This window comes from Streptomyces sp. NBC_01233, assembly GCF_035989305.1.
In the GTDB taxonomy this organism is placed as follows: domain Bacteria; phylum Actinomycetota; class Actinomycetes; order Streptomycetales; family Streptomycetaceae; genus Streptomyces.
Window position 1 is genome coordinate 1 of sequence record NZ_CP108516.1, and the last position, 18,387, is coordinate 18,387.

An 18,387-nucleotide genomic window follows, 5' to 3' on the forward strand; every position below is an offset into this window, starting at 1 on the left:
GCAGCAAAAGAGCCCGATCCGTTTCGAATCGGGCTTCGTCACGGTGTCCCGAAGCCCAACCAGAAGGGCCGGGCGCGTAGGCGCTCGGCACTCGTGGTCGGCAGGTCCTCGGACTTCGCTGCCACCAACGACTACAGGAGGCCAGCACACCGTTGCGGGACAGTACTCGGATTCACACCGGATTCCCCTGCGACGTCCAACAGCCAGATTCTACAGGCCTCGTTGTCCATCAACCGATGCTCGCCAACCCGAGCGCCCAGCCGCCGACCCTGCGCCGGCGGGAGCGCTCCGCGTAGGGGGCGAAGGGGCCGGCCAGGCGGCCGGGCCTTTCTCGCCCGCCTCATTCGACCGGTTGCACGATCTCATGCCCGAGCACTGCTACGACGACAGCTAGCGTGCATTTTGCACCCGGGATGAATTCCCAAACCACCTTCTCCTTGTTACCCTGCCAATCCACGATGATGGCACTTGCCTTGGACGTGACCTCGATGACCTTGCCCCCCGGGCCAAGAACCGAGTGCAACGCGAATTTGGTGCACTCGACCACCGAGTTCGCAACCCGAACAGCCTGCTCTTCGCTAGGCGAAGGGTTTTGCTGAGTGCCTTCAAGCTTGTGGAATTTTCCGCAGTAGCCGTCGGCCCAAATCCCTCCAGCGTTCTTGCATGCCTGCTGATCGTTTACTTCGCCCGCACCATTGCCAGGTTGCTTGATGGTGTCACCGGGCGGCTGACTGCCGGTGTCGGTGCCCTGCGGGTGGCTGCCGTCCTGCTGGGTGGTGTCGGTGCCCTGCGGGTGGCTGCCGTCCTGCTGGGTGGTGTCGGTGCCCTGCGGGTGGCTGCCGTCCTGCTGGGTGGTGTCGGTGCCCTGCGGGTGGCTGCCGTCCTGCTGGGTGGTGTCAGTGCCCTGCGGGTGGCTGCCGTCGGTCTGGCCGCCGGTGTCGGAACCGCCGGTGTCAGTCCCGGACTGGTCGCTGCCGGAATCGTCCTGCTCTGCCATCGCTGGGGCTTGGGGGGCTGCCGTAGCGATGGTTGCACCTGTTGAGAAAGAAAGCGCTGCAGCCAAGCATGATGCGCCGATATAAGTAGAAATTCGGTGACGCTGAGTGGTGTTCATGATGGTTCCCTGTTGAAAAAAAGCGACTTCGGTCCATGCGGACTTGACTCGCAGTTCCTGAGGGAAACCACTTTCACTGGGGAAGCGTGGACAGGAGCCAGTCCCCATACACCCCATCCTTCACCTCGTAACTGCTGGTGGCAAAGGAATCCGGCCGCCAATTTCACTGAGTGTTCAACTACATTGAAGTAGCGGCGCTTGCTCGCAGCTGGCCTCCCTTGTTGAACGGGCGTGTTGGACATCGGAAGTGGACTCCGGCCGCGAGTGTCACAGTCCCGCCGCCTCTGTCCATGAACCGATCCGCTTCCGCACACACCCCGCGACACGCCCGGGAGCTGGATTCCGGGGTCAGCTTCGGTGTCCACAAAGGGTGTTCATGAAGTCCCGGCGTGCAGGAAGGCAGGGACCCCGGTTTCTGTACGGTGACGGGCATGAGCAATTGGACCTGTTAGACCCAACGGGTTCATCAAGCGAGGGCGTCGCCGAGCAGCCGGCGCGGGGCGCCGTCCAGGTGCTGGTGGAGCAGTTGGGCGCGGGAGTGCACCAGGCCGCTCCGGTACGCGGGCGGTAGCCGGTCGTAGACGGCGGCAGCCATCGCTGCGGCCGCGCCCGGATCTCCGTCGACCCGCAGACAGGCGGCGGTGTCCATGGCGACCAGCGCGCGGGTCATCACCGATGGCGAGACCGTGAGGGCCAGGGCGTCGTCCTGCGCCCGGTACGCGGCGCGGGTGTCGCCGAGCAGCGTGTACGCCTGGGACAGGTGGACGTGGTGCTTCTGGGGCGGGTAGCCGAACCAGGTGTCCCTCGACTCGGGGCCGTCCAACTGCTCGGCCAGCGTGCGGACGTCGTCGACCGCGCGGCGGGCGCCGGGGACGTCGCCGATGGCGGCCAGGGCGCGGGCGTTGACGGCGGCCGCGAGTGCGGCCGCGCCGGACGGGCGGGCGCCGGCCTCCCGGCGGGCCTGCGCGGCGATGCGGGCGGCCTGCCCCGGGGCCCCGTAGTTCAGGCCGACCATGGCATGGCGGCCGAGCACCCAGGAAGTCATCCGCCGGTCCCCAGACTCGCGGGCCGCCCGCGCGGCGGTGGCGAACCAGCGGTGCGCGTCGGCCTGGTCGCCGCGGTCGTGCTGGACGATCGCCACCAGGCCGGAGATCCCGGCGGCCGTGCGCGCCAGGTCGGTGCGGTCCCGTGCGGGGTGGGGCCGGCCCAGGACGGTGGCGAGGAGCGCTAGGTCCTCACGCATCTCGCCCAGGACCGTGTCGGGCGCCCGTCCGTTGTAACCGCCGCGGTGCCGCTCGAAGGCGCCCTCGAGGTAGGCGAGGTCCCCGGCGCCGTCGGCGTCCAGGCCGGTGTCGATGCCCTCCCGGGCCTGCGCGATGCCGGGCAGCACGGCGAACCCCGCCGTGGCCGCCGCGAGGGTGAACAGCTTGCGTCGCTTCACGTCGTCGTCCTTCCTCTGCTGCCTGCGATGCCTCCGGGTGTTGTCCAGGGCCTGGTCCAGCTGCTCGTCGGTCAGCCCGTAGACGGTGCGGATCGCCGAGCGCCAGACCGGAGTCGGTAATCGCTTCTCGGTCTCCCAGCGCTTCAGGTTCTCGACCGTGCACACGAGGCCGGCGGCGGTCATGCGCTTGGCCTGCTGCTCGCGGGTCCGGTCCGCCCGCTCCCTGATGGTGCGCAGCAGCTCGCCGATTCCGTCTGGGCTCACCATGCCGGGGCCTCCCCTGTCTGGGTGTCGGAAGACCATCCTGGCCCCCCAACGCGGCACCCCGCAGCGGGAATCGGCCCCCCGGTGCGGCCCTCCCTTCTGGTGTTCCCCGGACCTTCAATGGTCGAACGGAACCGGCCGGGACAACGCCTACAGGGGCTCCCCCTCCGGCCGGTCCCGCACTGGGCGCCCGTCTCGCCTGGGGGCGGCGGGCGCCGTCCAGCGCTCCATCCGACACGAGAGAAGGAGTACGTCATGAACGGTCTGATCCTCTCCAGCCGCTCCATCAAGGGAGCCGCGACCCGGACCCCCGACGGCGGGGGCACCGGCAAGGGCGACGGCAACGACTGATCGCCGACCATGACCACCGCGATTGACGCGGCGGTCCGGAGCCTCGGCGGGGACTTCCTCGCCGGGGCTTTCGGCCGCGACTTCCAGCACTGGTCACAGGCCGCCGCAGGGCTGCGCGGCCTGTTCACGTGGGACGACCTGAACGACCTGGTGGCCCGCCACCGGCTCGATGCCCCGCGCCTGCGCCTGTTCAACGACGGGGAGCAGGTCCCGCCGTACGAGTACCTGCACACCTCGGTCACCAAGCGCTCCGAGGTCCGCCACCGGGTCGAACCCTCCGGCCTCCACCGGCAGATCAGCGCTGGCGCCTCCCTCGTCCTGGACGCCGTGGACAAACTCCACCCCGGCGTCCAAGACCTGGCCGAGGCGCTGGAGAGGCACTTCCGCACCGACGTCCAGGCCAACCTGTACGCGTCCTGGCACCCCACCGAGGCCTTCGGGATCCACTGGGACGACCACGACACGGTGGTCTTCCAGCTGGAAGGGGCGAAGCGCTGGAACCTGTACGGGGCCACCCGTACGGATCCGCTCCGCCTAGACGTCGAAGCGCCCGAGAAGCCCGACGGGCCGCCGCTGGCCGAAGTGGTCCTGCAGGCCGGGGACATGCTGTACGTACCGCGCGGCTGGTGGCACGCGGTGGCCGCCACGCAGGGCCGCTCCCTGCACCTGACGTGCGGCCTGACCCCGGCGACCGGACACCACCTCCTGGTGTGGCTGGCCGGACAGCTCCTCCACTCCCCCACCCTGCGCGCGAACGTACCGACCGTGGCCGGCCCCGCCGACCGCGCCGCCTACGCCGAGCAGCTGCGCAAGGAGGTCGCCGAGGCGCTCCACCCTCACGTGGTCGCCGAGTTCGCCGCCTCCATGGACGCCCGCGACCCCGGCCGCCCGGCCCCGTCCCTGCCGCACATCGGCGTCGTCCCCGCCGATCCGGAGCTGATCCTGGCCCTCACGACGGCCCGGGCCGCGCTGGAGGGGGCCGACGGGTCGGTGGTGCTGCGCGCCGCCGGACACGAATGGGAGCTCCACCCCTCCGTCCGCCCCGTGCTGGAGGCCCTGGTCTCCGGCGCCCGCCTCACCTTCGGGGAGCTGGCCGAGCGCTCCGGCCTCACCGTGGAACAGGTCGCGGCCCTCGCCACCGAGCTGGTATCCAAGGACGCGGCCGCCGTCTCCCACAGGTAGGACCGCCATGTTCGACGCCCCCGCCCCCGCCACCGTCGACCGGATGCTGACCGCCCAGCAGCACGCCGCCGACCAGTTCGGCCTGCGCGCCACCGGCCGCCGGGTGTGGGGGTACCGGGGCCGGACCCTGTCGGGCGCCGCCGGCCCGCACTGGCTCCGCGTCGTCTGCGCCGAGGCCGGCACCGAGGGCGGCACGCTGTGGAACGGCCCGTCCACCTCCCGCGCCCTCCCCGCCTCGGTGCCGCGCCCCGACCTGTTCCGCATCCGGGACTGGACCACCGAGGGCTACGCCTACCGGGCCGAGCTGTACGCCTTCGCCCCCGACCCGATGGTCTCCCCGCGCCCCGTCCTCGACGAGGACCCGGGCCTGCCCGAGACGTGGTGGAAGGAGATGCGGGCGGCCCTGGACGCCCTCGCCGACATCCCGCCGCCGGCGGACCGCGAGGCCGTACGCGAGGAGTACCTGCGCCGCGTCATCCCCGAGTTCACCGACCACCAGGTCGAGGACGTCGCCTGGTCCACCGCCCACGGCGACCTCCACTACGGCAACCTCACCCGCGGCCCGCACATCCTGGACTGGGAAGGCTGGGGCCGCGCCCCGTACGGCTACGACGCCGCCACCCTGTACGTCTACGCGCTGCTGACCCCCGAGACGGCCGCCCGCATCCGGGCCCAGCTGGCCCCGGTCCTGGACCGGCCCGAGGCACGCACCGGCCTGCTGACCGTGTGCGCCCAGGTCCTCCAGGCCCAGGACCGCGTCGACTTCTACGCCGAGCTCGCCGACCCCGTCCGCGAGCACCTGGCCCACCTGTAGCCGCCCCGCCCGTCTCTACGCGGAGTCGACGCTGCGTCGACCGGCGGCCAGCGTCGGCGGGCCCGAGGCGGAGGGCTCCGACCCGGACCCATGCGCCCGGCGCAGGCCCGGCTGCGGCCAGGGGTAGAACCGGGACACCGTGCTGGTCGACCCGTCGAGGTCGACGGCCACCTTGTAGATCACCCTGCCGTCGGCCCAGTCGTGCCGCGCCATCACAGCCCCGTACCGCCACGCCCCGCAGGACCACACCCGCAGGGCCGGGCGGTCGCCCGCAGGCCAGCTCCAGACCGTGGGCGCGCGCCCGTCCTCGGGCCGCCATGGCCGGGACTCCACCGGCTCCGTCAACGTCGTGCTCACCCCTCGACCGTACGCCCGGACCCCGCGGACTCCCCCGCCAGGTGCTCCGCGTCGTGCTCCGGGCCGTGTTCGACGAAACCTGTACGGCTTCCTGTCCTCTTCGCAGGTCACAGTGCCTGTCACGTCAGCGCGCGAGGCGGTGGCGTGCGTCAAGTAAGGACAGGGGAGCGGGCAGTGGAGATGAAGCAGACGCCGGGGGCGTACCGGATGCGGGCGGAGCGCCGGCGCAGGGTGCGCGGCAGCGGGGAGGCCCGGGGCGACGGCTGGATGCGCACGGAGGCGGACGAGCGTCTCCTCGCGCTGGCGACGAGGTACGGGACGCTGACCCTGCAGCAGGCGGCCACCGCGTGCTGGGGCGGGAGACTCGAGACCGCGCGCCTGCGGATACGGGTGATGGCGGAGGCCGGGCTGCTGCACCGCTCCGCGGTGATGCGGTGGGCGGGCACCGTCGTGTGGCCCACCGAGCGCGGAGCGCGCATCGCGGGTACCGGCCTGTCGGCACCCTCCCGCCCGGGCGAGCGGCTGCTGCACCGCCTGGCCCTCGCCGACGTCGGCCTCGCCCTGGAGGCGGCCGGGCACACGGTGCTCACCGAGCGCGAGGTCCGCTCCGCCGAGGCGGTGCCCGGGCGACCGGCGGAACTCCTCGCGGACCTTGGCATCTCCGGAGTGCCCGAGGGGGCCCGGCGCGGGGAGACCCTCGCGGTCCCGGCCGGTGCCCACGCGGTGCACTGGCCGGACCTGGTCCTGGTGCCGCCCGGTGGCTCCGTGGTCGCCGTCGAGGTGGAGCTCACCCCGAAGTCCCGCAGCGAGCTGCGGAGCATCCTGCGCGCCTACCTGCGGGCCCGGCGCCGGGTCGTCTACCTCGGGACCGCGCCGGTTGTGCGCCAGCTGCAGGGGCGCCCCGGCTCGGACGGGCAGTGGGTCGACGGCGTTGCCCAGGAGGCCGGGCTGCTCCCGCCCGGAGGGCCCGACCCGGGCGCCGACGGACTCCTGCGCGTACGGCCGCTCGTCCTCACCGACCCGGACGTCGCCCGCCAGACTGAGCAGCACGCCAACCGCCACCGTCGCCCTGCATGAACTGATCGGTGCCGATCAGCGCTCCACGCCGGTGACGGCCTCCACCATCGCGGCCTGGACGAGCCGGAACTCCCGTTCGTCCAGCGCGTCCAGGACCGTCTGCAGGGTGACGGGCGCTGCACCGACGAGGGAGACGGCGATACGCAGCATGGCCATCTCGCTGCGCGAACCCTGGATCATGACCTTGTCCGTCAGGGGGAACTCGCCCATCAACCGCTGGGAGATCCCGCTCCAGTTCATGCTGGGGCGCGTACCGGTGCGGTCGATGTAGAGCAGGTGGTCGGGCTGGGGGTCCTGGTCGTCCAGGAACCGCCGCAGCCAGTACCCGTCACGGTGCTTGCCGAGGAGGCGGGTGGCCGCGCGCATCCATTCGTTGCCCACGCCCTGGAGCAGGCCCTGGGCGAGCTCCATGCCCGTCGTGCCCTCGCTGGTCAGCGTCACCGATCTCTCCCTGGTCTCGATGGTCGGGCCGGGTCGGAGTCGGGGCCGGCCCCGACCACACTGTGTCCGGCTGCGCCCCGCAGGCCGCGCCGTACACGCCGACCGGCCTTGCCGCTGGCCGCAGCCTCACCCGTTCGCCACAAAAGGCCGTCTGAGCTGCGGCTTCACGAGAGCACAACCCAGGACACAGGAGGGGACACGGGGACACGGGCGCCGTTGCCAACAGGGACGGCCCGGGGTGGATAACGAGCAGCTCACGCCCGTTGCCACCCCGGTATCCACTCCCGGCGCGGTGCTGGCGGCGGAGTCCCCCGGGGGGACGGCTGTCCGGGCACGGTCCGCGAATCGCGGATGGTGTCTACCTCGTGGACACGACCGGAGCCGGGGCCGGTGTGGCGGGCGCTGGCGACTGGCCGAACCCAGGGGCAAGCAGAAGCGCGAGGAGCGTCGCGACCGCTGCGCCGGAGACAATCGAGGTTCCCAGGTCGCCGCGGCCGAGCGCACCGTGCGTACGGGCGGTGTACTTGAAGACCGAGAAGCCGACGACGTAGCCCACGACGATGAGCAGGGCCGCCAGCGGCGCGATCTGGATGGTCACGACGTTCTCCTCGCTATGTCCGCCTGAATCGGCGGTCCGTCTGTGCCGAGTGGCACGACGTCATGTGACCAACAGGGGCATGGGAGGAGCGATCCCGGAACTTCGCGAGGTTCTACGCTCAGCCGTATGGCGAGGACCACGAGCACGGCGATGCGCGAGCTGATGGAACTGTCGGGGGCGTCGCAGGAACAGATCGAGAGGTGGCAGGAGCAGAGGTTCCTGCCGCGGTTCCCCCGTGCGTACGCCGGGGGCGGAGGGAGCGAGTCGGCGCTCAGCGAAGAGATCATCGAGCGGGCGCGGCTGCTGGCAGCTCACGCAACGCAGGGCGCCTCGACGATGAGCCCTATCTCGTTGATCGCCACGCTGTCCGAACCGGATGTCGCTCTCCTACGCGAAGCGCTCATCAAGAACCTGACCACGCTCCGCCACCGCGTAGGCATGGACGTCCGAGCCGCCTCACCACAGGAAGCCACGATCGCCCGGCAGACCGCCGCCGACCGGAAGGCCAAGCGCCAGGGCTCTTCTCGAAGCCTGAAGAACATCGCAACAGGCCCGGTCAAAGAGGGATCGGCGCTCCAGTTCGTTGAATTGATGACGCTGCTCAACCGGGACACGGACGAGGAGATCGATGCCGGCGACCTGGAGGAGGCGGTCGACATCGTGGTCGGGCACATCAAGGAGAACCTGTCCCGCCGGATCGGTGTCCCTGTCGGTCTCCTGCCGCCCGACATGGAGGCCCGCCTCAGGTCCGATGCCCGCCGACAGCTGCTTGGCGCTCCAACGTTCCATGACATGTGCGACCTGGTTCGCGCCGTGCCTGAAAGCCTGCTGATACGGGCGTGCCGCCTTGTTCCTCTGGTCCGGCGAGTTCAGATCGCAGCGGTGGAGTCCGCGAGGCTGGCCCACGCACTGCACGCCGGGACGCTGACGGCGGAGAAGCTCGGCGTATGGCACGACTTCCCCATGCCGTACGACAACGTGCAGCGGATGGAGGCACACCCGATGTGGGAGCGCTGGGGGAGCAAGGTGATCGAAGCCGGAGCCGTGCGCGACACCGGGGACGGTGTGCGCATCGTGGTTTGCCTGCAGAACCCGGCCATCCTGGATGAACTGGATGCCTACACCGACTTCCTGGCGTCCTTGATGCCAGCGCAGGCCTTCCACCGACTGGCGTTCAATCCGCCCGGACCGGGAACCCTGACGATCAAGTGACGACCCGTTTCATAGGTGGTCCCTTATGAAACACCCGGGCCCAAGAGGCCCGAGCTGGGCGTTTCTTGTTTCATGGATCGTTTCAAAGTGCTGGACTCTTGAAACGTACACATGAAACACTGGCGGGGTGAGTGAGTACCAGCGCGTTGAGGCGCACGCCTGTCCCATGTCCACCTGCGCCGCCCCGGCCGGCTCCCCGTGCCGCACGACCAAGGGCAAGGTGTCGATCCAGTACCACACGGCCCGCTTCCGGCTCGTGCCCGCGCTCGCCAAGGCCCTGAACGTCCCGACCCCCGCCGTACGCAAGCCCGGCGCGGCCTGGGTGGAGCTCCCCCGACCCGCCACCGCCGGCACCGAGCCCGTCGGTCACATCCGCATCGGCTACGCCCGGGCCTCCACCGCACGCCAGTCCCTGGACACCCAGCTCGACTCCTTCGCCGCCGAGGGCATCACCCGCGTGTTCTCCGAGAAGATCTCCACCCGCGTCGCCCAGCGGCCCGAACTGGAGAAGGCCGTCGCCCTCGCCCGCGAGCTGCGCACCTCCGGAGCCCGGGTCACCCTCGTCGTCCACGAGCACAAGCGACTCGGGCGCGGCATCGAGCTGGTCACGCTCGCCCAGGACCTCAAGGCCGCCGACGTCGGCCTCCAATTCCTCACCGGTGAGCTCCAGGGCTCCCACGACCCCTCGGGCGTCGTCTTCAACGTGCTGGCCGCGCTGTCCGGCATGGAACGCGAGTACATCCGCGACCGCACCCTGGAGGGCCACGAGTCCGCCCGCAAGCGCGGCAAGGCCATCGGCGGGCCCACGGTCACCAACTCCGACATGCTCACCATGGCGCTCCAGATGCGGGCCGAGGGCGTGAGCCTGCGCGACATGGCGCCCCGGCTCGTCATCACCACCGGAGCGAAGAAGGGGCAGCACCCTTCCCCGCCCACCATCATGCGGATGCTCCGCGAGCACGACGACAGGGTGGCCGCGGACGCGCTCGCCGCCGAGACCAGCTGACCGGTACAGATAGACGTCAGCCCCGGTCAGACCCATTGGAACCAACAGGTCTGACCGGGGCTGACGTGTGTCCGGAGGATCAGCGGGGTGGCGGGTCGAGCGGCCGCGCCCGCTCCGGTCCGTGCGACCTCGCGGCGCGCATGTGCTCGCACCGATGGGCATCCCGGGGGAACGCGACCCCCGTCGACGCGGCGAAGGCCGGGAAGAACGCCTGGGCGTCCTCCGACTGCGGGGTCGTGGTCCAGGCGTACCCGTCACGGCCGCGCAGGGCGAAGCGCACCATGCGGGAGCCGTACCCGTGGCGCTGCCACGGACCGGTGACCCTGATCTTCACAATCAGCCCGAGGCGGCACACCTCGCAGGCCTGCCAGACCAGTCGGGCGAAGTCGTACCCGTCCGGCGCGCAAGCCCGGACCCCCTGCATCCCGGCCGGGTCACCGGGCGGCTTGTAGCACCAGGTCTCGGTCTCGGGGTCGACCCTCCACTCCAGACTGTTCCACGGGACGGCGGCCGGCGCTGCGGGCGCCTGCGCGTCCCGCCCGTGGAAGGCGTCGACCAGGCGCTCCCACAGGGAGCCGCCGGGCCTGGTCCTGTTCGACGACCCCACGGTCAGCGCTGGCTCTGCAGCTGCGGGAGCTCCCGCAGGGCAGCGGGCAGGTCGTCGATGCCGCGCTGCAGGTACCAGGCCCGGGACCAGCGCAAGACGACGCCGCGGCGCAGGCGCCACCGGTCGCAGAACTGGGACAGGACGTCGTCGCAGAAGTCCTCCCGCAGCTGCACCAGCACCTCGTCCTCGGGATAGGTCGCGTACCCGATACCGCACTTGTCCGGGTCGCCGAGGTCGAGCGCGTCGGCGAGGATCACCGCGGCCGCCGCGCTGGTGCCGCCGCCGTTGTACCCCCAGCCGAAGCCGCCGTGCTCCGGCTCGGCCAGCTCACGCAGCACCGTCACGTCCTGCCGCTCGGTCGGGCCGAACTCGACCTCTTCGACCAGGATCCGGGCGGGCTGCCACTCCTCCCCGTCGCTCCTGTTGCTCTCCGGGCCGTCCTGGATCCCGTGGTACGTCCAGTCCCTGTACGTCACGTCGCTCCCCTGGTTGCTGCTGCAGAACCTCCACAGCCTGCCGGAGCGGAATGGAGGCGGACAGGGCTTGCCCGGCCAGCCGAAGGCGGGAACGGTTCGCGCACATGTCCGCCGGAATCGGGGGCTCAGCGCTCCGGGCGGAGCGTCGCTCACAGCACGAAGCCCCGGCGGGCTGGTCGTGCCGAGCCCGCCGGGGCTTCGCTGCGCCTATCGGTCCGAGGCGTCCTGACCGCCAGGTAACGGGCGGGCCCAGACGGCGGCCTCATCGGGATGGGTGGTGGTGCGGACCTTGACCCACGCGGCGTTGTGACCGACACCGGTCTTGCGTGAAAGCCGCCAGGCATGCCATGAGGTGACGGGGGAGAAGATCCAGCGGCGTCGAGTGAGCTGATTCATGCGGCGATGCATACCCACCGCTCAACCCGCTGGCTCATGCACGGTGCCCCGGACCATGACGGCCGGGGCACCGCTCACCGACCGCCCTGGGCGTCGCTCTGCCCGATCTGCCTCCACGACCACTCCTGCCGTGGGAGCTGGAGCAGGGTCGGCAGCGCGGCGACGTCGACACGGAGCTTGATGCCGCGGATTCGCTCCTGCAGGGCTGTGGCCCGTCGATCCAGTACCTCGGCATCGTCGGCGCCGGCCAGTACCAGGCGCACGACGGGGAACAGGCTGCTCTGCGGGTACCGCTGACGCCAGAGCTTCTTGTGGGAGCCGATCGTGCCGCGCTCTCCCTCGAAGTAGGGGCAACGGTAAGAAGCGTGTCACCGGCCGTAAGGGGCGGGCATGAAGAGCGCCGCGGCGAATACGAGCAGCACCACCAGTGTTCCGGCGCCCGTCAGTACGAGTGCCACCTTCTTCGGCATCCACGCCATGACCCACTCCAGCCCCTGGTAGAGCGCGGTGATGAAGAGGAGCGCGACCGTGACGTACAGCAGCACCGCTATGCTCACTCCCACGATCGCGCCAGCGATCCGGAAAGGGCCCCAGAGCAGCGCCAGCGCTAGCGGGATCACGACCGCGCCCGACAGTCCGCCGGCGAGCTCGTAGAACCACGGCCGGTCGCCCATCCAGGGCAGATTCGGGATGCGCGCGACGTCGATGAGGTCGAGGAACGTCCAGAAGCCCAGGGTTGCGACCACCCCGAGGGTCAAGACCACGGCCACGCGGTACCACCACGTCTGTACCTTCGACCATTTGGTTCCCCTGCCGTCGAGCATCGTCGCCATCGTCACCGCCGACCAGATCAGCCACCGCCGGATCAGCTTGGTTCCAGCGTCCCCCATCGCGTCACGCAATACGCGGTCGGCCTCCACACGTAGCACGATCTCACCCCTGGTCGAGGTGTAAGTCGTGTCGTCCAGAGGGTGGATCAGTCCATCGTGCAGCAACGTGGCCGGAAGGTGCTTTCCGGTCTTCGGCACGAGCCAGGTGAAGAGCGCGGGCACCGAGGTCAGGTCGCTGAGGAAGGTGCTGGTCTCCCGGGGCACCAGCAGCTCGCCGAGTTGCCGGTCCTTGTAGGCGATGCGGCGCCGCATCCTGAATTGCTCGCGGCCCCCGTCGGTGCACCGGACCAGCACGATCTGGGCCATGGAGCCGAAGATTGCCGGTTCCCCCGGAGCACCGTCGACGCCACCGTCGTAGAACCGGAGCGGCTGCGGGATAACCGGGTAATCGGGTCCGATGTCGGAGACGCTGTCGGATACGGACATACGCACCTCTCTCGCCACACAGGTTCGTAGCCCTCTCTTCCAGCGATCGGCTGCCGATATCGCCCTCCTGGCAATCTGTCACCCAAGCGCCTCACCATCGTCCTCCACCCGTGGTTCGGCGAGCCCGCACGGCTCGGACCGAGTCGGGAGGGCCCTGCCGCACGCCGACCGAGAGGCCCTCGGGCATGAAGGGGATTCGTCACCGAGGCCCCTGGCTCACCAACACGGGTGACGCAGTCGCAAGGTCCCCCGCGGTTTGCGGCTGATGACAGTGTTCTTACCGGCACCCCGAGTCCTGGGCGGCGAGGGTGGCCGCGAGGCGTTCGGCGAGTTCGGCAAGGTGCGGGTCGTCGGGGCCGGCGGTGTGCTCGATGGCGGCCTGCTCGGCGTCGTACGCGTCGAGGACCTGCTCCCAGCTCTGGGCGTTCGGCCCGTAGTGCTCGGGGAACACGTGGGCCAGCCACCAGGCCGCCGCACGCCAGTCCGGCCGCAGGTACCTGGTCTGCCGTTCCTCGACATCCAGGCCGGTGACGGGGTCGTTGTAGGTGCGCACGCGTTCCTCCAGGACCAGGCTCCCGGCGCCCGCCTGCAGAACTCGCGCGAGCGCCCGGGCGGCCATCTGCGCCCGAGCGGAGTTCACCCGCCGGTACAGCTCGACGTACATGTCGTCGGAGGCGTTCGCGGGTTCTCCGTCCTCGCGGGCCTGGGCGGCGTCGCGGCCGCGGGCCATCCACCGGGCGAGGGTGGCCCGGGAAACTCCGGCGCCCTCGGCGGCGAGCGAGTTGGCGACGCCCACGGCGGTGGCCTTGACGATGCTCTCGATCCGCTTCGGCGTCAGCAGGGAGGGGCGGCCCGGGCGGCGGGTGCTTGATCTCATGCGGGCGGACCGTACGTACACCTGGTCGCTTGCGTCTCCGGCGTCACGCATTTTGCGATTTACGCGACGGTCCTACGCGCGCGCGGGCGCGGGAGTCTCATCCGGGGTACCGGGCGGTCCTCCCTGGTCAACGCGCCAGGCACCCGGTCCTGTTGGACCCAATGGGGTCAACCCTGTTAGGGGCACCACGCTGGCCTGGGGTTTTCCTCGATCGGGCGGAGCGTCGCCGGGTCCACGTACGGGCTGGGAGGAGGCGATACGGTCTGGCGGTGACGAGTGGACGGGGAGAGGCCCGAATGAGGAGAGAGCCATGGTCCAGGTAACGCTGGAGCCGTTGAAGATCCCGGACCGGCTGCGCATGCCGGCCGTCTTCGAACGGGAGTGGACGGAGCCGGCCAACAAGCTGCGCCCGCGCATCCTGCTCCCGGCCGCATTCACCGGGCCGTCCCCGATCGCCCCGGGCGAGCACCGCGTTTTCATCGTCTTCAACCGCAAGGGCGGTGCCGGGAAGACGACCACGACCCTGGAGCTCGCGTGCGCCTGGGCGGCGATGGGCTACACCGTGCGCATCATCGACGCCGACCCGCAGGACGCCGGTCTGACCGGGTGGCTGGCGCCGGTCTATCCCGAAGGCCTTGACCCCAAGCACCGGCTGACGCTGAAGAACGTCATGTACGGCGAGGCCGGCCTGGACGAGGCGACGTACTACACCCGGTACAAGAACCTCTACATCGTGCCCAGCTACGAGGACTGCGCGGTCGTCGAGTACGACCCGGCGGTCAACGGCGAGCGCACCCTGCGCCGGGCGATCAAGCGGAGCGAGGCGCCGGTGGACATCACCATCGTCGACTGCCCTCCGAAGGTCGGGAAGCTCTCGACGTTCACCCTGGCGATCGGCGGCGAGGTCTTGGTGCCCAGCCAGCTCAGCGGCCTGGACAAGAAGTCGAACGAGCCGTTGCGCAGGACGATCGCCGACGCGCAGGAGGAGTACGACGTGAGGGTGCGGGCCGCCGTGCTCACGGCCTGGGGCAAGACGATCATCTCCCGTTCGGTCGGCAACGAGATGGCCGAGCACTACCCGGACGCGCTGGTGTGCCCGGTCCGCCGGTCGGTGGACGCCACCACCGCGCCCGACGAGAACAAGTCGATCCGCGAGTACAACAAGCGGTCCACCACCACGCGTGACTTCGACCAGCTCGGTCACATGCTGGTGGCGCCGCGGGGAGCTGCAGCATGAGCAACGGAATGCCCTTCGGCCAGGGGAGCCTCCTCGGCAAGGAGCTGGGAGGCCAGTCGCCGTCCGGCCCGGGCACGAAGGAGAAGATCCCGGCGTATGTCAGCCCGGAGACCATGAACCGGCTGCGCAACGCCGTGGTCGCGCTCCAGCGGATCGACGACGAGGACGCCGACGTCCCGGTGTCTCTGTCCGCGTACGTGGAGGCCGCTGTCCTTGCGCAGCTCCGCCGTGATGAGCGCGAGTACAACAACGGTGCGCCGTTCCCGCAGCGCCGCAACAAGAACCTCAAGAGCGGTCCGCCGGTCACGAAGTAGCCGTCCGCTGACTGCGAGGGCCCCGCCGCTTCCGGTGGGGCCCTCGCGTGCGTCAGTGGCCCGGTCAGGGCTTCTCGAGGTCGGGTAGTAAGCGGCGGGCGAGGGGTTCCTCGTCGGGATGGGTAGCCCGCCGGGTATGTCCTATCGAAGCCGAGTCACGCTATCCCGCGGCTTTCTCCCAGAGCCGCGCCGCCCACAGTCCACAGATGGCGCCACACACCCCGCCAATGAGAGCACCGGCCCACCCGAAAGTGTTGATCGCCGCATCGATGGCAGGAGCGGGCCAGGCCCAGGGCTGTGATCCATATTTGCCCCACTCGATAGGCACCCCGTATTCGCCATGGCCAATCTGCACGGCAATGATGGACCCGGCAAAGAGGCATGCGGTAGCAAGGGCGGCATACTGATAGGGCGCCGCCTTGAAGTTCCTGCTCAGGATGAAGACGAACAGAGCGACCCCAGAGGACCAGGCGAGCGTCGCCCAGAACACACCAAGGACGCTTCGCTGGGCGGCCACTTCGTCAGCCATGGCGCCGGAGAGCGCCGAACCGAACAGCATGAGCAGGGCCGGCCAGATCAGTCCGAGGAACTGCTCCACCGCCCAGTCTGCATACTTCTTCTGCTTGCGGACCCGGCCAAACTCGTCCCGCAGGCTGTCGGCCTGCGACGCGGCCTGCGCGGGCTGCGGGGGCTGCGGGGGCTCGACCGGGACTTCCGGCTGCGACACGTTGCGGACCCGGCCAAACACGTCCTGCAGGCTGCCGGCTGGCAGGGGTTGCAACAGGACTTCCGGCCGCGGCACGTTCCGCCGCTCGATCCGGCCGTCAGCATGATGTACCTCGACGAATCCCCCACCCGGCGACCTAGTCAGCGCCTGCTCAGCGGCCCATACGGCACTGTCGAGATCTCCGTGTACCGACTCGGGACTGCCTACTACACCGCCTCCACACAGCCGCCACGGTCCGCCGTTGGGGTCAGCGATGATCTTGAGAGTTCTCATTCGTCCTGGCCAGGTTTGTGACATCGCGCGATCGTCCTCATTCATAGGGAGTCGGCGTTCGAGCCGACGGCGCTGGATGAGGCGACCGGGACGACTGGCCAGTGGTCAGTGCGTCACTCTGCCTCGGGCCGTGGAGGCTGGTCTTGCAGCCACTCAAGGGATTCATCCCCGGCCTTGTCCGGCTACTCTAGCCCCACAATTCACCCATTTGGTCTCTTATTCGCATCTTTCATGTGCTGTGCCATTCGCGGCAGTTGGCGGCCGCGTCCCCGTGTTGACCCGGGCTTGCAGGATGGCCGCAGCCTGTCGATCCCAAGGAGTGATCGCTGTCGTTTGCGGCTGGTGGCACGGTTCTTACCCGCACTCCGTGTTCCCATATGGCCACGTCAGCAGCGGTTGGTGCTGTTGGTTCTAATGGGTCTAACTTCGGGTTTGATCGGTGCGGGTGTCTGGGCCTGGTTACCGTGCGGTCCGTGAAGAAGAAGCCTGACGTCCTGGAGGAGCTGCCCGAGCTCCAGGAGGCCGTGGACGCCGTGTGCGAGGCGGCCCCCTCCGACGCCCGCCGCCGGCAGATCCGCGCCCACGCCCGCGAGCTCGTCCGCGCCCTCCGGCACCCCGACCACCCGCTCGACACCGGTGCCGACCTGGCCGACGTGTTCGACCCGCAGTCGCTGAAGGCCTACGAGCGCCTGGCCCTCGTCGGTGAGCTCCGCGACCGAGGCGAGAAGCGGCCCACGAGCGAGGCGACCGCGATGGTGCGCTCCGGTGTGATGGCCCTGCTCCAGCGCGAGCTCGGCCTGGAGGTCCACTACCTGCGCCAGCTCAAGGAGCTCCCCCGCAAGGAACCGGTCGACGTGGCCCGGCGTGAGCAGCTGCGCGAGAGCCTGGTGACCCTGGCCGACTACGTCGGCCGCCGTACCCGCTGGAGCGTCGAGGGCGGCCTGATGGAGCACGGCTACCCCCGCTGGGTTCGAATGCTCGCCATGGCCTCGGTCGTCCTGGACACCGGCGCCCGGGTCGGTGAGCTCTGCGCGCTGCGCCTGGAGGACCTCTCCCCCGCCTTGGGCGAGGTCCGCATCCGGCGCCACCCGCAGAACGCCCGCCCCGACAGCCCGGTGTCCGTCGAGGTCTACCCACTGCGCCGCTCCACCCGGGCCGCCCTGCAGCGCTACCTCCTGGTGCGCCGCATGCTGATGAGCGACGTCACCGGCGGCGCCGACTGGCTGTGGGTGTCCGTACGCGGCAACCACGGCGGCGTCGTCGCAGAGGGCGTCGAGCCCGAGTACCGGCCCGCCGGCACCGCGCTGCAGGCGTGGGGTACCGGCCGCGCCTACAGCGCCACGGTGACCCGGGTGAACATCGACCTCGCTGGGACGCCGGGCTGGTCGCCGCTGCCCGTGCGGATGGAGCAGCTGCGCCGAGGCGTCGCGCCTCCCGAGCTCCACCTGGTGCCGCCCGCCCCGGATGCCGAGCGGGCCGCTGAGCTGATGAACCGGCTGCAGGAGGCCGCTCGCCGCCTCGCCGCCCTGCCCGACGCCCGGACCGTGGCCACAACGGGGCGCACCGCCCGCGACGAGGCCCGCCACGTCCTACGCGAGGCCTGGCGCCTGGGCATCGAGCACCAGGTCCAGCTCGCCGCGCTGAGCGCCGGCGGGCTGCTCGCCCTCGACGTCCCCCGCGCCGGATGGGAGCCCGAACTGCTCCGGGCGGTCGACCGGGCGCTGCACCTCACCCCCCTTTAGACCCGTTGGGTCCAACACCCTGCGGGCCTCGAAGGGCAGGGTCGCGCACGGGCAGGCGCGCGCGGGGACCTGCGCAAGTTGCGCAGAGTCGTCGAGTAAGTGCATTCATCCCAGTCGATCCGGCGCCGGTGTAACGGGGGCCGTTGGTCCGGTGAGCGAAGGACCGCGGAACGTGCGTACGGTAGTTGTAGCCGGTCCAACGGAGGGTGTTGAGATGGCACCGACTCCCTACGAGGTTACGCTCGGCTCTCCTGCCGGGCGCCGCGTACTCGGCATGGAAACGCAAAAGGCCAAGGATGATTTGGCTGATGCCTTGCGAGTAGAGCTCCATGATGGGCCGAACGCTGACAAGGAATATTCACTGATCCATGAGGGTCGGACCTACACGGCGACACCGCTGAGTGTTGGGCTCGTGGCCATACATCGGCCCATGGAGCATGGTGACTTGAAGCGACTGGGGCGCGAGCAAAATCGCCACGTTCTGAAGATTGGCTTTTATGTGGCAGATATCCTGTCTGCAGATTCCGCAATCCTGCGCGGATCTCTTTAGGGTTCTCGTCCTCAC

General features: G+C 70.0%; 20 protein-coding genes. 9 read left to right on the plus strand and 11 right to left on the minus strand.

Going from position 1 to position 18,387, the window contains the following annotated elements; translation table 11 throughout:
- Positions 1–340 precede the first annotated feature (340 nt).
- Both OG332_RS47340 and OG332_RS47345 read right to left on the minus strand, forming a co-directional pair.
- Positions 341–1,114, minus strand: coding sequence for a hypothetical protein (locus OG332_RS47340; RefSeq protein WP_327419674.1), 774 nt, complete (start codon positions 1,112–1,114; stop codon positions 341–343).
- 466 nt (positions 1,115–1,580) lie between these two features.
- Positions 1,581–2,822: a transcriptional regulator gene (locus OG332_RS47345; RefSeq protein ID WP_327419675.1), complete on the minus strand. Its 1,242-nt coding sequence runs from the start codon at positions 2,820–2,822 to the stop codon at positions 1,581–1,583.
- A gap of 357 nt (positions 2,823–3,179) precedes the next feature.
- Between OG332_RS47345 and OG332_RS47350 the strand changes: the two genes are divergently transcribed.
- Both OG332_RS47350 and OG332_RS47355 read left to right on the plus strand, forming a co-directional pair.
- Positions 3,180–4,352: a cupin domain-containing protein gene (locus OG332_RS47350; protein WP_327419676.1), complete on the plus strand. Its 1,173-nt coding sequence runs from the start codon at positions 3,180–3,182 to the stop codon at positions 4,350–4,352.
- Between the two features lie 7 nt (positions 4,353–4,359).
- Positions 4,360–5,166 (plus strand): phosphotransferase, encoded by an 807-nt coding sequence (locus OG332_RS47355; RefSeq protein WP_327419677.1) that lies wholly within the window; start codon positions 4,360–4,362, stop codon positions 5,164–5,166.
- A 15-nt stretch (positions 5,167–5,181) separates the two neighbouring features.
- Here the strand turns inward: OG332_RS47355 and OG332_RS47360 are convergent, their stop codons facing one another.
- Complete coding sequence (locus OG332_RS47360) at positions 5,182–5,523, minus strand: hypothetical protein (RefSeq protein WP_327419678.1); 342 nt, start codon at positions 5,521–5,523, stop codon at positions 5,182–5,184.
- Positions 5,524–5,697: 174 nt separating this feature from the next.
- On the opposite strand from OG332_RS47360, the gene OG332_RS47365 reads away from it, so the two are divergent.
- Positions 5,698–6,600: a hypothetical protein gene (locus tag OG332_RS47365; protein ID WP_327419679.1), complete on the plus strand. Its 903-nt coding sequence runs from the start codon at positions 5,698–5,700 to the stop codon at positions 6,598–6,600.
- Between the two features lie 15 nt (positions 6,601–6,615).
- On the opposite strand, the gene OG332_RS47370 is transcribed toward OG332_RS47365, so the two are convergent.
- Both OG332_RS47370 and OG332_RS47375 read right to left on the minus strand, forming a co-directional pair.
- Positions 6,616–7,041, minus strand: coding sequence for a hypothetical protein (locus OG332_RS47370; protein WP_327419680.1), 426 nt, complete (start codon positions 7,039–7,041; stop codon positions 6,616–6,618).
- A gap of 358 nt (positions 7,042–7,399) precedes the next feature.
- Positions 7,400–7,639 (minus strand): hypothetical protein, encoded by a 240-nt coding sequence (locus OG332_RS47375; RefSeq protein ID WP_327419681.1) that lies wholly within the window; start codon positions 7,637–7,639, stop codon positions 7,400–7,402.
- Positions 7,640–7,765: 126 nt separating this feature from the next.
- Between OG332_RS47375 and OG332_RS47380 the strand changes: the two genes are divergently transcribed.
- Both OG332_RS47380 and OG332_RS47385 read left to right on the plus strand, forming a co-directional pair.
- The gene (locus OG332_RS47380) at positions 7,766–8,851 is read left to right on the plus strand and encodes a hypothetical protein (protein ID WP_327419682.1); all 1,086 of its coding nucleotides are present in this window, start codon (positions 7,766–7,768) and stop codon (positions 8,849–8,851) included.
- 127 nt (positions 8,852–8,978) lie between these two features.
- Entirely contained in the window at positions 8,979–9,857 is an 879-nt protein-coding gene (locus OG332_RS47385; RefSeq protein WP_327419683.1) for a recombinase family protein, read from the plus strand.
- Positions 9,858–9,936: 79 nt separating this feature from the next.
- Here the strand turns inward: OG332_RS47385 and OG332_RS47390 are convergent, their stop codons facing one another.
- From OG332_RS47390 to OG332_RS47410, 5 genes are all read right to left on the minus strand, one after another.
- Positions 9,937–10,464 carry a hypothetical protein gene (locus OG332_RS47390; protein ID WP_327419684.1) on the minus strand — a complete coding sequence of 176 codons (528 nt, stop codon included), beginning with the start codon at positions 10,462–10,464 and terminating at the stop codon, positions 9,937–9,939.
- 2 nt (positions 10,465–10,466) lie between these two features.
- Positions 10,467–10,940: a hypothetical protein gene (locus tag OG332_RS47395; RefSeq protein ID WP_327419685.1), complete on the minus strand. Its 474-nt coding sequence runs from the start codon at positions 10,938–10,940 to the stop codon at positions 10,467–10,469.
- Positions 10,941–11,410: 470 nt separating this feature from the next.
- Entirely contained in the window at positions 11,411–11,599 is a 189-nt protein-coding gene (locus OG332_RS47400; RefSeq protein ID WP_327419686.1) for a hypothetical protein, read from the minus strand.
- Between the two features lie 105 nt (positions 11,600–11,704).
- Positions 11,705–12,652: a DUF1353 domain-containing protein gene (locus tag OG332_RS47405; RefSeq protein ID WP_327419687.1), complete on the minus strand. Its 948-nt coding sequence runs from the start codon at positions 12,650–12,652 to the stop codon at positions 11,705–11,707.
- Positions 12,653–12,929: 277 nt separating this feature from the next.
- On the minus strand, positions 12,930–13,529 hold the full coding sequence (locus OG332_RS47410) for a hypothetical protein (protein ID WP_327419688.1): 600 nt from the start codon (positions 13,527–13,529) through the stop codon (positions 12,930–12,932).
- A gap of 310 nt (positions 13,530–13,839) precedes the next feature.
- Here OG332_RS47410 and OG332_RS47415 point away from each other — a divergent pair, with 310 nt between their 5' ends.
- Positions 13,840–14,766: a ParA family protein gene (locus OG332_RS47415; RefSeq protein ID WP_327419689.1), complete on the plus strand. Its 927-nt coding sequence runs from the start codon at positions 13,840–13,842 to the stop codon at positions 14,764–14,766.
- Positions 14,763–15,080, plus strand: a complete 318-nt coding sequence (locus OG332_RS47420; RefSeq protein ID WP_327419690.1) for a hypothetical protein — start codon at positions 14,763–14,765, stop codon at positions 15,078–15,080. The genes OG332_RS47415 and OG332_RS47420 overlap by 4 nt, the downstream gene beginning before the upstream one ends.
- 160 nt (positions 15,081–15,240) lie before the next feature.
- Here the strand turns inward: OG332_RS47420 and OG332_RS47425 are convergent, their stop codons facing one another.
- Positions 15,241–16,080, minus strand: coding sequence for a hypothetical protein (locus tag OG332_RS47425; protein WP_327419691.1), 840 nt, complete (start codon positions 16,078–16,080; stop codon positions 15,241–15,243).
- A 473-nt stretch (positions 16,081–16,553) separates the two neighbouring features.
- Between OG332_RS47425 and OG332_RS47430 the strand changes: the two genes are divergently transcribed.
- Both OG332_RS47430 and OG332_RS47435 read left to right on the plus strand, forming a co-directional pair.
- Positions 16,554–17,822: a hypothetical protein gene (locus OG332_RS47430; protein ID WP_327419692.1), complete on the plus strand. Its 1,269-nt coding sequence runs from the start codon at positions 16,554–16,556 to the stop codon at positions 17,820–17,822.
- 214 nt (positions 17,823–18,036) lie between these two features.
- On the plus strand, positions 18,037–18,372 hold the full coding sequence (locus tag OG332_RS47435) for a hypothetical protein (RefSeq protein ID WP_327419693.1): 336 nt from the start codon (positions 18,037–18,039) through the stop codon (positions 18,370–18,372).
- The last annotated feature ends 15 nt before the right edge of the window (positions 18,373–18,387 follow it).

What these genes read in the sequence shown, in the direction of transcription:
- OG332_RS47410 (WP_327419688.1), bottom strand. Translation starts at nt 13,529, where the DNA reads ATGAGATCAAGCACCCGCCGCCCGGGCCGCCCCTCCCTGCTGACGCCG.
- OG332_RS47350 (WP_327419676.1), top strand. Translation starts at nt 3,180, where the DNA reads ATGACCACCGCGATTGACGCGGCGGTCCGGAGCCTCGGCGGGGACTTC.
- OG332_RS47355 (WP_327419677.1), top strand. Translation starts at nt 4,360, where the DNA reads ATGTTCGACGCCCCCGCCCCCGCCACCGTCGACCGGATGCTGACCGCC.
- OG332_RS47435 (WP_327419693.1), top strand. Translation starts at nt 18,037, where the DNA reads ATGGCACCGACTCCCTACGAGGTTACGCTCGGCTCTCCTGCCGGGCGC.
- OG332_RS47380 (WP_327419682.1), top strand. Translation starts at nt 7,766, where the DNA reads ATGGCGAGGACCACGAGCACGGCGATGCGCGAGCTGATGGAACTGTCG.
- OG332_RS47420 (WP_327419690.1), top strand. Translation starts at nt 14,763, where the DNA reads ATGAGCAACGGAATGCCCTTCGGCCAGGGGAGCCTCCTCGGCAAGGAG.
- OG332_RS47345 (WP_327419675.1), bottom strand. Translation starts at nt 2,822, where the DNA reads ATGGTGAGCCCAGACGGAATCGGCGAGCTGCTGCGCACCATCAGGGAG.
- OG332_RS47340 (WP_327419674.1), bottom strand. Translation starts at nt 1,114, where the DNA reads ATGAACACCACTCAGCGTCACCGAATTTCTACTTATATCGGCGCATCA.
- OG332_RS47415 (WP_327419689.1), top strand. Translation starts at nt 13,840, where the DNA reads ATGGTCCAGGTAACGCTGGAGCCGTTGAAGATCCCGGACCGGCTGCGC.
- OG332_RS47425 (WP_327419691.1), bottom strand. Translation starts at nt 16,080, where the DNA reads ATGAGAACTCTCAAGATCATCGCTGACCCCAACGGCGGACCGTGGCGG.
- OG332_RS47405 (WP_327419687.1), bottom strand. Translation starts at nt 12,652, where the DNA reads ATGTCCGTATCCGACAGCGTCTCCGACATCGGACCCGATTACCCGGTT.